Genomic DNA, 15,050 nt, shown 5'->3' on the forward strand with positions numbered 1-15,050 from the left:
TTTTTTATAAAAAGACTAATTATTTATAAAAATAAATTAAATTGATATAGATATTTTGGATTTATTTTTATTAAAATTATAAATATTTTTTTCTACAATTTAAATTAATTCTTACTACAATTTTTTACATTGTGAATTTCTTACGCTTGATTTTTATCCACATTTCTTTTTTGATATTCTGCTTTCAGTTTATAATTAAATCTCGCTTTAAATTTTTGGATTTTAGGTGCAATCGTATAGCTGCAATAAGGTTGATTAGGATTTTGTTCGTAATATCTTTGGTGATAATCTTCAGCCGGATAAAATTCTTTAAAAGGTACTATTTCTGTCACATATTTACCTTTCCATAAGTCAGAAGATTCTGATTTTTTTAAAGATTCTTGAGCAAGAATTTTTTGTTCTTCGTTTCTATAAAAGATAACAGATCTATATTGAGTGCCAATATCATTTCCTTGTCTGTTTAATTGAGTCGGATCATGTAAAAACCAAAAAACATCTAATATTTCTGAAAAAGAAATTTCTTCAGGATCATATTCAATTTCAATTACTTCCGCATGTCCCGTAGTGCCCGTACAAACATCTTTATAATTAGCATTTTCTTTTTTTCCTCCGGAATATCCTGCCGTAACCTTAGTAATACCGTTTAACATTTCAAAACAAGGACTTAAACACCAAAAACATCCTCCTCCTAATGTAATTTTCTCTAATTTTTTTCTCATTATATCCGTTTTCTTTTCTTGTGATTGATTGGTCTGACAACTAAACAAAAGTAAATTAATAGCATTAAAAAAAATAAATAATTGCTTTTTTATATTATTTGTTAGAACTAGTTGCATATTTATAAAACAGTTATAAAAATTTAAGTATTTAATATTATTCTTTATTAAACAAAAACTGTACTAAAATTTATTTTTTTTTAAATATTTTAGACAAACAAAAGGATTTATTTATATTTTTTTTTGAATAAATAAATTATTCCATAAAAAAAATATTTATTTTGTTTAGGAAATCATTCTAAATTATGTTATAAGAAAGTATGATTACGGTAATTAATTTGCTAACTTTGCATATTACCTATTCTATAACATGAGTACAGATACTGCAAATAAAAATTTTGAAATTGTTAAAGATGTTTTTATAAAATATTTAGAAGATCGAGGTCATAGAAAAACTCCTGAAAGATTTGCTATCGTTGAGGAGATCTATTCAACGGATGAACATTTCAATATCGATTGGCTGTATATGAGAATGAAAGAAAAAAATTATAGAGTGAGTAGAGCCACTATTTATAATACCATTGAAATTCTTTTAGATGCCAAGTTAGTCCGAAAACATCAATTTGGAGAAGGACTTCAAGCTTTATATGAAAAATCATATTTTGCTAAGCAACATGATCATATCTTAATGATCGATTCGGGAGAAGTTATTGAATTTTGTGATCCTAGACTTCAAACAATTAAAGATTCTTTAGAAAAAATATTTAATATTGAAATCGAAAGTCATTCTTTATATTTTTATGCAAAAAAGAAAAGTAAGTAAATGAATTTAAAAATTATATTTTTTATTTTCTTTATATTCACAGGTGTATTTTTATTTTCTCAAGTTACCCCTCCGGCTTCTTCAAAAAAGGATAATCCCAAACCCATAAATCTTATCAATGCCGACATGGAAGAGGTGAATGAGCATGTATTTAACGGAAATATTGTTTATTCAGGACATGTCATAGCAGAACACGAAACTTCTCATTTAGAAGCAGATTCAATCATTTATTTTAGCGATAAAAATTTTATTGAAGCAAGAGGAAATGTTTTTTTTAGGGATAAACAATCTACCTTGAATTGTAAAAAATTGACTTATAATGGAATAACCAGAAATGCCATCGCCTATCATAATGTAAAATTAGTTACCCCTGATCAAACGGTTGAAACCGAGGAAATGATCTATGATGCCAATCGGGATGTTGCCTATTTTGACAATTGGGGAACAGTTTATAAAGGCGAAAATATAACTCATACAAAAGTTGGAAAATATTTTGTTAAAGATAATCGAATTGAATTAGGGGAAAATTCTACGTTAGAATCTCCGGAATATATATTAGAAGGGTCTGATATTAAATACGATGCTAAAAATGAAATTGCAACATTTACTAAATTTACCCGCATAACCAATAAAAAAGATCCCACCGTTTACGTAACGGGAAGTACGGGTTCTTACAATACCAAAACCAAACAATCCGATTTAAAAAATGACGGAAAGGTTTATTACCAAGGGAAAATATTATCCGGCAATGATTTATTTTTTGATGAAATAAAAGGTTTTGGTAGAGGAATTAAAAACGTTAAATTGGAAGAACCTAAAGAAAAAAGATTTTTAATCGGTGAATATGCTGAAGTATATCAATTTAAGGATTCTGCAATGATTACAGGAAGGCCTTATATGGTAAAAGCATTTACTAAAGATTCTTTATATATTCATTCCGATACCTTGATTGCTATTCAAGGAAAAGATAAAAAATCCACCATTCGGGGGTATCATAACGGAAGGCTTTTCAAATCGAATGTTTCCGGAAAAAGCGATTCTCTGGTGTATCAAGAAACCATTGGTAGAATTGATTTTTATAAAAAACCCATATTTTGGTCAACAGGAGGAAGACAATTAACCGCAGATACTCTTTCTGCGTATTTAAATAGTTCCAGTCAAGCCATAGATTCCATTTATGGCAGATCCCATGCTTTTGTAATTAGTAAAGTAGATTCTTTAAGTCCTAAATTGGAATTCAATCAAGCAAAAGGAAGAATGCTTCATGCCTATTTTCAAAACGAAGAACTTCATTTAGTAGATTTAAAAGGTAATGCCGAATCCATCACTTATGTAGAAGAAGAATCTAAAACGAAAGGTAAACAACGGACGGGAATCAGCATATCTGTATGTGGAATTTTACAAGGTGAGTTTGTTGAACGCAAAATGGATATTGTTTCTTGTCAGCTAAGTGCAGAATCAAAATTATACCCTGAAAGTAGGCTTCCCGAGCAAAACAGATATTTACCTGAATTTGAATGGAGAGATGACGAAAGATTAAAAAAATGGCAAGATATATTCCCGGATGTCTTTCCCTATAATAAAAACGAGCCTAGAAAAACCATTGAGCAACTATTGGAAGAAGAGAAAAAACAAAATGCAAAAGTCAGCAATCGATAATTATCAGATACCTATATAAATATCTATATTTGCATCTTACATTAATATAAATTAGTATGGAAAGAGAAATAATTCGATGCGAATGGGTAGGATCTGATGACATATACAAAAAATATCATGATGAGGAATGGGGCAAACCGGTATATGATGACCGATTACTATTTGAATTTCTTTTACTTGAAGGATTTCAAGCCGGTCTTAGTTGGATTACGGTATTAAAAAAAAGAGAGAGTATTCGTGAAGCTTTTGACCATTTTGATTATAAAAAAATTTCACAATATACTCAGGAAAAAATGGATCGTTTACTTCTCAATGAAGGTGTTATTAGAAATAAATTAAAAATTAAAGCTGCCACAACCAATGCACAAAAATTTATGGACGTGCAAAATGAATTCGGAAGTTTTAGCAATTATTTATGGAACTTTGTCAACCACACACCTATTTGCAACCACTGGGAGACCATTAAAGAAGTTCCCGCTTCAACTCAACTTTCCGATAGTATTTCAAAAGATTTAAAAAAGCGTGGATTTAAATTTGTGGGTACAACTATTATTTATGCATTTTTACAGGCAGTTGGAGTGGTTAATGATCATACTCTTACTTGCTCATTTCATCCTGTTAATCATTAGTTGATTGTAAACATGTTTTTTTCAATTTACTTTTATATTTAATGACTAATTATAAAAAATCTCTCTTTAGGACCCATTGTACTATTCAGTAAAAAACACAGAATTAAAAAAATTGTATAATTATTGAAAGATACCTGTTATGTTAAATCACATTATGCAGTAATTACACATACCTTATAAAATTTAATAGTATTACACATTATTAAAAAACAATACATTTGATAAATAAATCGAGTTTAAAGCAGATTAATTTTATATGTTAGAAAAAAAAGAAGCATTATATGAAAAAGCTATTCTAATCGGATTGATTACTCAAAACCAAGATGAAGAAAAGTTAAATGAATACATGGATGAATTGGAGTTTTTGGCAAATACAGCCGGAGCTGTAGTTTATAAAAGATTTACGCAAAAGCTGGATCAGCCACACTCTAGAACGTTTGTAGGAAAAGGAAAGTTGGAAGAAATTAATAGTTATGCTAAAGAACATGAAATCGATACAATTATTTTCGATGATGAACTGACTCCTTCTCAACTTAAAAATATAGAAAAAGAATTAGACAGGAAAATTATTGACCGTACGAATCTTATATTAGATATTTTTGCTCAACGAGCAGAAACATCCTATGCCAGAACACAAGTGGAACTTGCTCAATATGAATATCTTCTTCCTCGCTTAACTCGTATGTGGACTCACCTGGAACGTCAAAAAGGAGGTATTGGATTGAGAGGACCGGGAGAAACTGAAATTGAAACCGACCGACGTATTATCAGAGACAGAATATCCTTGCTTAAAGAAAAATTAAAATCGATTGATAAGCAAATGTCAACTCAACGAAACAATCGAGGAAAATTAGTTAGAGTAGCTTTGGTTGGATATACTAATGTAGGAAAATCTACCTTAATGAATGTGTTGAGTAAATCGGAAGTTTTTGCCGAAAATAAATTATTTGCAACACTAGACACAACTGTAAGAAAAGTTGTAATAGGTAATCTTCCTTTTTTACTAACCGATACAGTCGGCTTTATAAGAAAATTACCTACTCAGCTGGTAGAGTCGTTTAAATCAACGTTAGATGAAGTAAGAGAGGCTGATCTCTTGATCCATGTAGTTGATATTTCTCATCCCAGCTTTGAAGATCATATTAATTCCGTAAATACCATATTGGCTGAAATAGGTTCTGCAGATAAACCAACAATAATGGTATTTAATAAAATTGATAATTTTTCTTATGAAAGAAAAGATGAAGATGATCTAACACCGGTTACCAAAAGAAATTATTCGTTAGACGATTGGAAAAAAACATGGATGGCTAAATCCAAATATCCTAGTGTTTTTATTTCTGCTTTAACTAAAGAAAATTATGAAGAATTGAAGAAAATTATTTATAATCAAGTTAAAGATATCCATACACAACGATTTCCTTATAATGATTTCCTCTTTGAATATTACGATCAAGAAGGAAAAGAAATATAATTTAAAATACAAAAGGGCTTAATAATAAGCCCTTTTTGTTTTATATTTTTTATTAAAAAAAATTATTTTGCTCGGTTACAATAAATTCTCCAATTAACTAATAAGGCGGAAGGAAAATTCCTTTTAATTCTTTTTAAATCAGATTTTGCTGATTCTCTCTTAAAATAATCTCCGGCCAAAAGTCTCCAATCAGGACGTAAATAACTTTTTTCAACCCGTAACTCAGGGAATAACTTTCTAAATTCTGTAGTCAACGTATTAATTTCCTTCTCTGTTTTAGCTTCTCCAACTTTGATCATAAAACCGGGTATATCGTTACGTCTGCCACAAATGTTTTCAGGAGAAACAGGCCTGTTCACCGGTTTTTTATCGGTGGAAGAAATAGGTTTAGATTCTCGCGTGGTGTCTCCAAATTTTTTGCATAATTCATCTTCACTAACCATTTTCAATATTTCTTCATCAGCATTAATAATCAGCTTTCCCCCGGTAGCTGAATCTACTTTAGTAATGATTTGCTGGGCTTTAAAAGAAATACATATAAAAAAAAGTAATAAAAAAATATAGCTTTTCATTTGGATATTATGATAAAATTAACTACACAAAAATAGCATTTTATAATTAAATCTAAAGAAATATGCTATTTAAAAGAGACTAAAAGTTAATTTAAGAAATAAATTTTTATCGAAAGTTGGAAGGTGATAGGCTCCCATTCTATAATAAATTCCCAATCCAAAATAGTAAATTAGCTTATTAAGCTCCATTCCAACTTCTTGATAATAGTTGTCGGGAACTGAAAAAGAAGTTAATTTATGGATTTCTTTATGATTCATATTTCCTAGTAATCCATTATAAACTAAAGAAAATTGCAACCTACTGTTTCCTATAAAATTTATGTCTTTAAAAGAATGAGTTAAGAAAAAAGCCACATATTTATCCGCATAAAACTCTCCGGGTGCTAAGGTTTCCAGTGATCGATAGCCTTTCATTGAAAATCTATTTCCTATTGATTTTCCTACTTTCGCAGTACCAAAACTTCCATAATTATTCCATAAAACCGTTTTTCCGAAAATATATCCGGAATTCATAACTAAGGAACTCTCCCCTATTGGATTAATTACAGATATATGAGCAGCTAAATCAAAACGATCATAGTTGAAATCAGCTCCTAAAGTTTTCCACCCTTTGGTATAATCAAAGTATAAATAAACGGGCTTATCTTCTACCGTCATTTTTCCTTCCGGAGTCATCAGGTATTTAGCAAATGGTGTGTATTTAAGGTGTAAAGAAGTTGAAAATAAAGTAAATTTATGAGAAGGCGAATAAGATTTAAATGAATATTCATAATCCGATTTTTGAACTTCATAATTCGCTTCCACCGAAGCAGTAACTTTCTTTACTATATCTTGTTCATAAGCGAGCTTTCCTCCTCTGTAAGTATAAAAAATTGAATTTTGAATGTAATTTAATTCGTCCTTTATTTGTTCCTCACGATTAGGGAATCTATCAATAGTTTTCGAAAATGGATTTACATCAGAGTATCCTAAAAGCTTTATTTTTCCATTATTTTTTTTGTTGACATTAAAATCCATTCCCAACGCACCTTTACTGTTGGTATTTTTCGTCCCGAAGGCAAGATATCCGAGTATGGATATATTTTTACTAAACTTGTAATTGGTTTTTCCTCCTAACTGAAACCTAAATCCTTCATAATCATTATAATTCATCAAATTCAATACATTTAAATCCACTTTACCTAAAGGTAATTTCCAATTTTTTACCGAATTCAAAAGACGAACATTTTTTTCAATGGGTAACACATTGAAAAAGCTGGAATTTGCATAGGTATTCTTTTCTCGTTGCGTTAAAGGAGTTTTACGAAAGTTTTTAATTTTAGATTCCGTATTCGTATTAAAATCTTTTTCCAATTCATATTCATACCCTCTAAAATCTTTTCTTGTAAAAGACTTATTGGATGTAAAATGAGACGTTGTCATCTGGATAACTATCCAGGGAGAAAACAAAAATTTTTGTTCCTTGTTGGAATTTGTCAAAAATTTGGTAACATCAATGGTACTTACTCTTATTTTATTGGTTTTAGACTTTAAATACCATATCCCTTTGAACGATTTCCATTGATATTCAAAATAACGAGTATAATTTGAGTTATATTCCTCACCTGAATATTTAACCACTGCAAAACTTTTAGCGTCAATATACAATGTTCCCCTGCTCCCATTTACTAACAAGTTTTTTTTGGATCCGAATGAAATAATGTAATTTTTTTTAGTATCGATTACAATACTGTCAATTAATTTAAAATTATAGGAATTGAATTTATTCTTGAAAAGATTAGGAAATTCTTCTTGAAAAAAAGGTTCAGAAAACAACTCATAAAAAGGTTTTTTAAAGCCCGAAACCTGATCGGCTAAAATTATATTTTTTTTCCCGTATCTTGTGTCATATCTGCATTTCAACACCCGCTCTCCTAAAAATATATATTCCTTTTTCTCAAACTTTGCAATCTCAGATGAATCACTATTTATACTATGCATAACATTACTAAAATCATCAATATAGAATTTAGTATATAAAAAATAATTATAAGAATTTAAATGATTAGGATGGTTAATTTTTTCGTTCTTTTTAACCATTTTTAAAATTTTATAAACACGGGAATGAGGATGATCCGGTACATAATATTTCATCTCTAAATTCTGAGAGAACATAAATATTTGAAATAATAAAAAAATATAAACCGGAAAATTCTTCATATAGTCAAATAAAAGTGTATTACAACTAAGTTTAAAATTAAAACTTAATCATACTTTATTTTAGGGGCAAATATAAAGTATTTAACATAAACAAATTTCTATAAAAATAGTACATTTGCTATTTATGATTGAATAAATAATACAACTCAAAAATGGATTATTTTATTGTAGCTGAAAATGTTACCCGAACTTATGAAGACAAAATTGCCTTAGATAACTTCAACATAAAAATTCCTAAAGGCAGTATCTATGGAATTTTAGGTCCGAACGGTGCCGGAAAAACTACGTTTATAAGAATCATTAATCAAATCACTAAGCCGGACAGCGGTACAATTTATTTTAATGGAGAGCCTCTACAACCCAAACATATTTCACATATAGGTTATATGCCGGAAGAAAGAGGACTGTATAAAAATATGAAAATTGGCGAACAGGCAATTTATTTAGCCCAGCTCAAGGGCATGAATAAAACGGAGGCCAAGTCGCGTTTAGAATATTGGTTTGATAAACTAAAAATTGAAAAATGGTGGAATAAAAAATTGAGCGAATTATCTAAAGGAATGGCTCAAAAAATTCAATTTGTAGTTACTGTATTACATAATCCCGAATTATTAATTTTTGACGAGCCTTTCAGCGGATTTGATCCTGTAAATGCCAATCTTATAAGAGATGAAATTCTAGAGCTTAAAGAAAAAGGGACTACCATTTTATTTTCATCTCATCGAATGGAATCTGTTGAGGAACTTTGTGATTATGTTGCTCTTATCCATAATTCAAAAAAAATTTTAGATGGTTCAGTTAAAGATATCAGACATAAATTTAAACAAGGAAAATTTAATATCAGGATTACTGATATACAATCCCATGATATTGAACACCTACTATCTAATCATCCGATCGAAAATTTAATAAAAATGGATAATGAATATTCATTTTCAATTAAACTAACCGACCGGGAAAGCTCAAAATCCCTTTTATCAGAACTTTCATCTATAGGAACAATCCTTTCTTTTTATGAAGAAATCCCCGGTATGAATGAAGTTTTTATTAATGCTGTAAATTCAAAAAATCTATGAGAAATATCTTTTTGGTAATGAGAAGAGAATTTCTTACTCAGGCAAGAAAAAAATCTTTTGTTCTTATTACTTTTTTTGCTCCGATATTAGTAATCCTAGCCGTAGCAATCATTGGTTTTATGATTAAAATTAATGAAAGCAATTCACGTATTGCAATCATTGATTCAACCCATGAATTTTATTCTGATTTTAAGAGTAATGAAAAAAATATCTTTAATTTTTATACAGAAAATGATTTACAAGCTTTAAAAGATTCTTTAGCACAAAGTAATTCATTAGATGCTATCTTGTATATACCCAAAACCAAAGATTTTCTATTAAATAATTTACAAGATCATATCCAACTTTATACAAACAAAAATCTGAACAAAAATCTTCTCTATTCATTAGAAAAAACTATCAATAAAAAAATTGAAGAAAAAAGAAGAAAATTATTAGGAATAAATCAATCTGATATAGATAAAATTAACTCCAAAATATCTTTACAAATTACTAATGTTAAAGAAGGCAAATCAGAGGATAACCACTTAATTAAAGAAATTCTTTCTTTGTCATTAATGTATATAAATCTTATGTTTTTTATTATTTACGGAACACGTGTAATGAGAAGCATTATGGAAGAAAAAAATAACAGGGTGGTTGAAATAATTATTTCATCTGTTAAACCTTTTGAATTAATGATGGGAAAAATATTGGGTACAACGTTAATTGCTTTAACTCAATTTTGTATATGGATTGGAATGACCCTGCTCCTTCTTAGTATGGGTAAATTGATATTAGGACATGAATTAACGCTTTCCATTCAACAAAATGATTTACGAAATATTCTTAATCAAGAAATGCAAATTCAAATTAGCGACACTATTAATGCCCTTTTCAATCTTAACTATCCGTTAATTATTTTCGTTTTTCTTTTCTTCTTTTTTACGGGATATTTATTTTACAGTTCTTTTTTTGCTGCCATTGGAGCAGCAGTGGATAATGATACAGAAACTCAACAATTTATTCCAATAATTGTAATCCCCCTACTTTTAGGCGCTTATGGATGCATAAGTATCATAAACAATCCGGAAGGACCTGTGGCATTTTGGTTAAGCATTATTCCTTTTACCTCTCCCATGGCTATGGTTACCAGATCCTTTTATGGAATACCGGGTTGGCAATTGGCAATATCAATTATTACCATGGTCGGATCGGTATTAGTAATGGTTTTTATTGCAAGTAAAATTTATAGGATTGGTATACTTATGTATGGAAAAAAAGTAACTATAAAAGAAATTTTCAAGTGGATTAAACAATCATAATATATTTCTCTGCTTTATTTCTTACTCCGAAAATTAGTAAATAAGAATTCAATTGATGTTTTTATGTAAAGGGCTTTAATTTATTTTTAAATCAATCGGTACCTCTATAGCACAATCAAAAATTTAAAAAGTAAAAATTTAGAACATGAATTAAAATAAATTTTATATTTATGCTCAAATACCATCTTATTAATTAAAAAAATCCGTTCTGATGGAAAAAAACTCTTTTATTAAATCCCAAGGCTTGGGTAACGAATACATAGTAATCAATGAAGATACTATTACTTTTCCTTTAACTGAAAAAGCCATTCAAAAAATCTGTAACGTAAACTTCGGAATAGGTTCTGATGGAATATTAGTAAAAACAAAGTCAGAAACGGCTGACATAGGTCTGAAAATTTTTAATCCGGATGGTTCCGAAGCAGAAAAAAGCGGAAATGGATTAAGAATTTTTTGTAAGTATGTATACGATTATAAAATTATTCCTCAAAAGGAATTTACAGTAGAAACCAAAGGAGGAAAAGTTCGTGCAACCATACAAGAAACTTTAAATGAGAGGGCTGCTTTAATAACAGTAGATATGGGTCATGCCATTTTTGATTCAAAACAAATACCCACTTCCTTTAATTCGGAAGAAGTACAAGATGAACGTATTACTATCGATGATCAAGAGTTTCTAATCAATTGTGTTTCTGTTGGAAATCCACATTGTGTGATTCTCAAAGAAAATTTAGATAGTGAGGAAATAAAAAAATATGGACCTAAAATTGAAACGTTTTCAAAATTTCCTAACCGTATAAATGTTCAATTTGCAAAAGTACTGAATAGAGATGAAGTTCAAATATTAATTTGGGAAAGAGGGGCCGGTTTCACTTTAGCCTCAGGAAGTTCGTCTTGTGCGGTAGCAAGTGTATTAAGAAAAAAAGGGTTAATAAATAATAAAGTAACCATTAAAATGCCCGGAGGAGAACTTAAAATAGAAATTGATGATCATTGGCAAATAAGAATGACCGGAGAAGTTCGCCAAATTTGTGAAGGTGTTTTGCATGAAGAATTAATAAACAGTTTTTTATAATTATTCTCAATAAAAAAATATTTTCTGAATTTGATAAATGATAACTTAAAATTGTTAAAATATTTTTAAAATCTAATATTTGATGGAAAAAATTATTAATTTTTTTAAAAAAGCATTTATTAACTAGTAAATTTATAGATATTTGTAATCTGATTTTTTTCCACTATTTAAAATGAAAATAAAGTATCACGATTTAATTCAACAAACTTTTGATTTTCCACAGCCCGAATTTAAGGTTGATAACGGAAATTTATTATTTCATGACATCCCTTTAATGGACTTAATTGAAAAATTCGGAACTCCTTTTAAGTTCAATTATTTACCTAAAATATCGCAAAACATACAACAAACCAAAAAATGGTTTAAAAAGGCTTTTAAGGAAAATAATTACAATAATGAATATAGATATTGTTATTGTACGAAATCAAGTCATTTTTCATTCGTGGTTGAAGAAGCTTTAAAAAATAAAATTAGTTTGGAAACTTCTTTTTCAAACGATATGGAAATTATACGAAGATTATACGATAAAGGAATTGTCGATAAAAATATAGAAGTTGTTTGCAACGGATTCAAAACCGATGAATATTTAAAAATTATTTCGGAAATGATTAACGGCGGCTTTTCTAACATATTACCTGTATTGGATAATTTCAGAGAAATCGATCGACTTTCCGACAGCATAGATACTAATTTTAATATAGGTATTCGAATTGCCTCTGAGGAAGAACCTAAATTTGAGTTTTATACTTCTCGTTTGGGAATCGGATATAAAGATATTGTTCCCTTTTATGCTCAAAAAATCCAAAATCATCCTTTTGCTCGTTTAAAGATGTTGCATTTCTTTATCAACACGGGGATTAAAGATACTTCCTATTATTGGAACGAACTTTATAAATGTTTGCGAGTTTATGCTCGATTGAAAAAAATCGCACCCGAAGTGGATTCGCTCAATATAGGAGGAGGTTTTCCTATAAAAAATTCCTTGAATTTTGATTACGACTATTATTATATGGTCAATGAGATTACTTACCAAATAAAAAAATTCTGTGTTGAAGAAGGAGTAGAAGAACCTACTTTATATACCGAATTTGGTTCATTCACTGTTGGAGAAAGTGGAGGGATTGTTTACAAAATTTTAAGTCAAAAAAGACAAAATGATCGGGAAAAATGGGATATGATTGACAGTTCTTTTATGACAACATTACCTGATTCTTGGGCTATTTCTCGTCGTTTTACCATGCTTCCTATCAATCGTTGGGAAGATTCCTATGAACGGGTTTTCTTAGGAGGTCTTACTTGTGATAGCGATGATTATTACAATTCAGAACAACACGTTAATGCCATTTATCTTCCTATTTTCAGTGAAGAAAAACCTCTATATATAGGTTTTTTCAATACAGGAGCTTATCAAGATGCCATTAGCGGGTTCGGAGGGGTGCACCATTGTCTAGTTCCGCAGCCAAAACATATTTTGATCAATAAAAATAAAGACGGCGAATTTACTTATGAGGTATTTCGAGAGGAACAAAATTATAAGCAAATTTTAGATCTTTTAGGTTATTAGTAGCCCCATACAATAAATTGACAGATTCATAGTTTATAATTACAAAAAAGTACCATCAAGCGTACCTGATTTATTTTCTTGTAATTTTTACTATAATGCGTCTATTGCATAAATTTATACTAATTATATTCATTAGTTTATACTCCATTGTCTATTCTCAAAACGGGCAAGAAATATATACTTTTATGAATATGACCGTATCTGCCCGTCAAGCAGCTTTAGGAGGTAATGCTAATTCTTCTTGGGACAATGATCCTAATATGGCTATGTTCAATCCGGCAATGATGAACGATAAAATGCATAACCAAGCGGGAATAAATTATTCCTCTTATCTTGCAGATGTCAAATTGGGAGCTGTTTCCTATGTCTATAATCCCAAAGAAAGTAAGCACTATTTTTCCCTTCATGGAAGATATGTAGATTATGGAGATCTTAAAGCCGCCGATGAAATTGGAAATGTAACCGGAAAATTTACAGCAAAAGACGCAGCAGTAACTTTGGGTTATGCTTATAATATCTCTGATTTCTTTACCGTAGGCGGAAATTTATCTTATGTTACCAGTAAAATTGAAAGTTATACTTCTTCCGCTCTTTTGGCTGATCTTGGGGTGGTATTTCACGACATTGATTATTATACTACCGTTTCTGCTGTGGTTAGAAATTTTGGAGGGCAATTAACTTATTATAATGATAGAAGAGAAAAATTACCCATTCAAGCAAATTTAGGAATCTCGCAACGATTCGAAAAATTACCGATGGAGTTAACTCTTACCTTACATGACTTACAAAAATTTGATATTTCTTCACCAACTAATAAAAAGGGAGAAAAGATCAATGGAGGAAGAAAAATTATAGATCATATTTCGCTAGGCGCCGAACTTTTTCCCGAATCAGGATTCAACCTCAGAGCCGGATATAATTTTAAGAGAGGTAATGAATTGGCCATTGAAGATCAACGGTCATTTGCCGGATTAACTCTTGGTTTTGGTGTGAAAATTTCATATTTTCGCTTTGATTACGCTTGGGGGCGATATAATGCTGCGGGAAACACCAATACTTTTGGACTACGTATAGACTTGGAAAATATGTTTGCTCCTCGTTATGACTGGTAATAACATGAAAAACAACAAGATAAAACCTATAATTGCCATTGATGGTTATTCTTCCACTGGTAAAAGCTCCTATGCAAAAATGTTAGCCAAAGAATTTGGATGGATTCATATAGACACCGGTGCTATGTATAGAGCTGTAACTTTATATGCTATTGAAAATTTTTATAAAAATAATACTATAGATGAGTTAGCTTTACTAGCCCATTTAAATGATATTCATTTGGACTTTAAGCTAAATTCTGATTCCAATACCAATGAAATTTATCTTAATGGGAAAAATGTTGAAAATAGAATTCGTGCTTTTGACATATCTGAACATGTTTCATGGGTGGCAAAAATACCTGAAGTAAGAGAATATTTAGTAAAACAACAGAGAAATATCGGAAAAAACGGTGGGATTGTTATGGATGGTAGAGATATTGGAACGGTCGTATTTCCAAATGCTGATTTAAAATTTTTTATTACTGCCAGTATAGAAGAAAGAGCTAAACGAAGATTCACTGAATATAAAAATAAACACAAAAACATTTCTTTAGAAGAGGTTCAAGAAAATCTTAAGCAAAGAGATTACATCGATGGCAACCGATCGGTGTCACCATTAATTCAGGCCGCAGACGCCATTCTTATCGATAACACTCATTTAAGCAAAGAAGAAACCTATAATAAAATGGTTCAAATTGTTAAAGATAAATTTAAAATCTGATTTATAAAATAATCCTTTTTTATTTATCTTGATGCTGCTGATAATTCAGTTTATTTATAAAAAATTCGAAAATATAACTATTTGTTTATAGTTAACGGATTAATTTTTATAAAACAGTTTCTTATTGAATCTTATTAATAAGTA

At 29.7% G+C, this 15,050-nt stretch carries 13 protein-coding genes; 10 read left to right on the forward strand and 3 right to left on the reverse strand.

Annotated features, from left to right (window positions below):
• Positions 1-140: 140 nt before the first annotated feature.
• Complete coding sequence (gene msrA, locus G8C41_RS06040; protein WP_255448174.1) at positions 141-719, reverse strand: peptide-methionine (S)-S-oxide reductase MsrA; 579 nt, start codon at positions 717-719, stop codon at positions 141-143.
• A gap of 367 nt (positions 720-1,086) precedes the next feature.
• On the opposite strand from msrA, the gene G8C41_RS06045 reads away from it, so the two are divergent.
• The 4 genes from G8C41_RS06045 (at position 1,087) to hflX (ending at position 5,301) form a co-directional block, all read left to right on the forward strand.
• On the forward strand, positions 1,087-1,539 hold the full coding sequence (locus tag G8C41_RS06045; protein ID WP_160542379.1) for a Fur family transcriptional regulator: 453 nt from the start codon (positions 1,087-1,089) through the stop codon (positions 1,537-1,539).
• On the forward strand, positions 1,540-3,198 hold the full coding sequence (locus tag G8C41_RS06050; protein ID WP_166006709.1) for an OstA-like protein: 1,659 nt from the start codon (positions 1,540-1,542) through the stop codon (positions 3,196-3,198). It abuts the gene before it with no gap.
• 56 nt (positions 3,199-3,254) lie between these two features.
• Positions 3,255-3,827 carry a DNA-3-methyladenine glycosylase I gene (locus G8C41_RS06055; protein ID WP_166006711.1) on the forward strand — a complete coding sequence of 191 codons (573 nt, stop codon included), beginning with the start codon at positions 3,255-3,257 and terminating at the stop codon, positions 3,825-3,827.
• 256 nt (positions 3,828-4,083) lie between these two features.
• Positions 4,084-5,301: a GTPase HflX gene (gene hflX / locus G8C41_RS06060; RefSeq protein WP_160568025.1), complete on the forward strand. Its 1,218-nt coding sequence runs from the start codon at positions 4,084-4,086 to the stop codon at positions 5,299-5,301.
• Between the two features lie 62 nt (positions 5,302-5,363).
• Here the strand turns inward: hflX and G8C41_RS06065 are convergent, their stop codons facing one another.
• Positions 5,364-5,873 carry an SPOR domain-containing protein gene (locus G8C41_RS06065; protein ID WP_160542383.1) on the reverse strand — a complete coding sequence of 170 codons (510 nt, stop codon included), beginning with the start codon at positions 5,871-5,873 and terminating at the stop codon, positions 5,364-5,366.
• 69 nt (positions 5,874-5,942) lie between these two features.
• Positions 5,943-8,027 (reverse strand): DUF5686 family protein, encoded by a 2,085-nt coding sequence (locus G8C41_RS06070; RefSeq protein ID WP_166006713.1) that lies wholly within the window; start codon positions 8,025-8,027, stop codon positions 5,943-5,945.
• 197 nt (positions 8,028-8,224) lie between these two features.
• Here G8C41_RS06070 and G8C41_RS06075 point away from each other — a divergent pair, with 197 nt between their 5' ends.
• From G8C41_RS06075 to cmk, 6 genes are all read left to right on the forward strand, one after another.
• Positions 8,225-9,148 carry an ABC transporter ATP-binding protein gene (locus G8C41_RS06075; protein ID WP_166006714.1) on the forward strand — a complete coding sequence of 308 codons (924 nt, stop codon included), beginning with the start codon at positions 8,225-8,227 and terminating at the stop codon, positions 9,146-9,148.
• Positions 9,145-10,452, forward strand: a complete 1,308-nt coding sequence (locus tag G8C41_RS06080) for an ABC transporter permease (protein ID WP_166006716.1) — start codon at positions 9,145-9,147, stop codon at positions 10,450-10,452. Before G8C41_RS06075 ends, G8C41_RS06080 begins: the two co-directional genes overlap by 4 nt.
• A gap of 211 nt (positions 10,453-10,663) precedes the next feature.
• Complete coding sequence (gene dapF, locus G8C41_RS06085) at positions 10,664-11,527, forward strand: diaminopimelate epimerase (RefSeq protein ID WP_166003184.1); 864 nt, start codon at positions 10,664-10,666, stop codon at positions 11,525-11,527.
• Positions 11,528-11,699: 172 nt separating this feature from the next.
• Positions 11,700-13,091, forward strand: coding sequence for an arginine decarboxylase (locus G8C41_RS06090; RefSeq protein ID WP_166006718.1), 1,392 nt, complete (start codon positions 11,700-11,702; stop codon positions 13,089-13,091).
• 95 nt (positions 13,092-13,186) lie between these two features.
• Positions 13,187-14,203, forward strand: coding sequence for a type IX secretion system protein PorQ (gene porQ, locus G8C41_RS06095; RefSeq protein WP_166006720.1), 1,017 nt, complete (start codon positions 13,187-13,189; stop codon positions 14,201-14,203).
• Between the two features lie 4 nt (positions 14,204-14,207).
• Entirely contained in the window at positions 14,208-14,906 is a 699-nt protein-coding gene (cmk, locus tag G8C41_RS06100) for a (d)CMP kinase (RefSeq protein WP_185152294.1), read from the forward strand.
• Positions 14,907-15,050 lie beyond the last annotated feature (144 nt).

This window comes from Apibacter sp. B3706 (assembly GCF_011082725.1).
Taxonomy (GTDB): Bacteria; Bacteroidota; Bacteroidia; order Flavobacteriales; family Weeksellaceae; genus Apibacter.

Bases quoted from the DNA above. Each gene is read 5' to 3' on its own strand.
- dapF (WP_166003184.1), top strand. From the start codon at position 10,664: ATGGAAAAAAACTCTTTTATTAAATCCCAAGGCTTGGGTAACGAATAC.
- G8C41_RS06090 (WP_166006718.1), top strand. From the start codon at position 11,700: ATGAAAATAAAGTATCACGATTTAATTCAACAAACTTTTGATTTTCCA.
- G8C41_RS06055 (WP_166006711.1), top strand. From the start codon at position 3,255: ATGGAAAGAGAAATAATTCGATGCGAATGGGTAGGATCTGATGACATA.
- G8C41_RS06075 (WP_166006714.1), top strand. From the start codon at position 8,225: ATGGATTATTTTATTGTAGCTGAAAATGTTACCCGAACTTATGAAGAC.
- cmk (WP_185152294.1), top strand. From the start codon at position 14,208: ATGAAAAACAACAAGATAAAACCTATAATTGCCATTGATGGTTATTCT.
- hflX (WP_160568025.1), top strand. From the start codon at position 4,084: ATGTTAGAAAAAAAAGAAGCATTATATGAAAAAGCTATTCTAATCGGA.
- G8C41_RS06070 (WP_166006713.1), bottom strand. From the start codon at position 8,027: ATGTTCTCTCAGAATTTAGAGATGAAATATTATGTACCGGATCATCCT.
- G8C41_RS06080 (WP_166006716.1), top strand. From the start codon at position 9,145: ATGAGAAATATCTTTTTGGTAATGAGAAGAGAATTTCTTACTCAGGCA.
- msrA (WP_255448174.1), bottom strand. From the start codon at position 719: ATGAGAAAAAAATTAGAGAAAATTACATTAGGAGGAGGATGTTTTTGG.
- G8C41_RS06065 (WP_160542383.1), bottom strand. From the start codon at position 5,873: ATGAAAAGCTATATTTTTTTATTACTTTTTTTTATATGTATTTCTTTT.
- porQ (WP_166006720.1), top strand. From the start codon at position 13,187: ATGCGTCTATTGCATAAATTTATACTAATTATATTCATTAGTTTATAC.
- G8C41_RS06050 (WP_166006709.1), top strand. From the start codon at position 1,540: ATGAATTTAAAAATTATATTTTTTATTTTCTTTATATTCACAGGTGTA.
- G8C41_RS06045 (WP_160542379.1), top strand. From the start codon at position 1,087: ATGAGTACAGATACTGCAAATAAAAATTTTGAAATTGTTAAAGATGTT.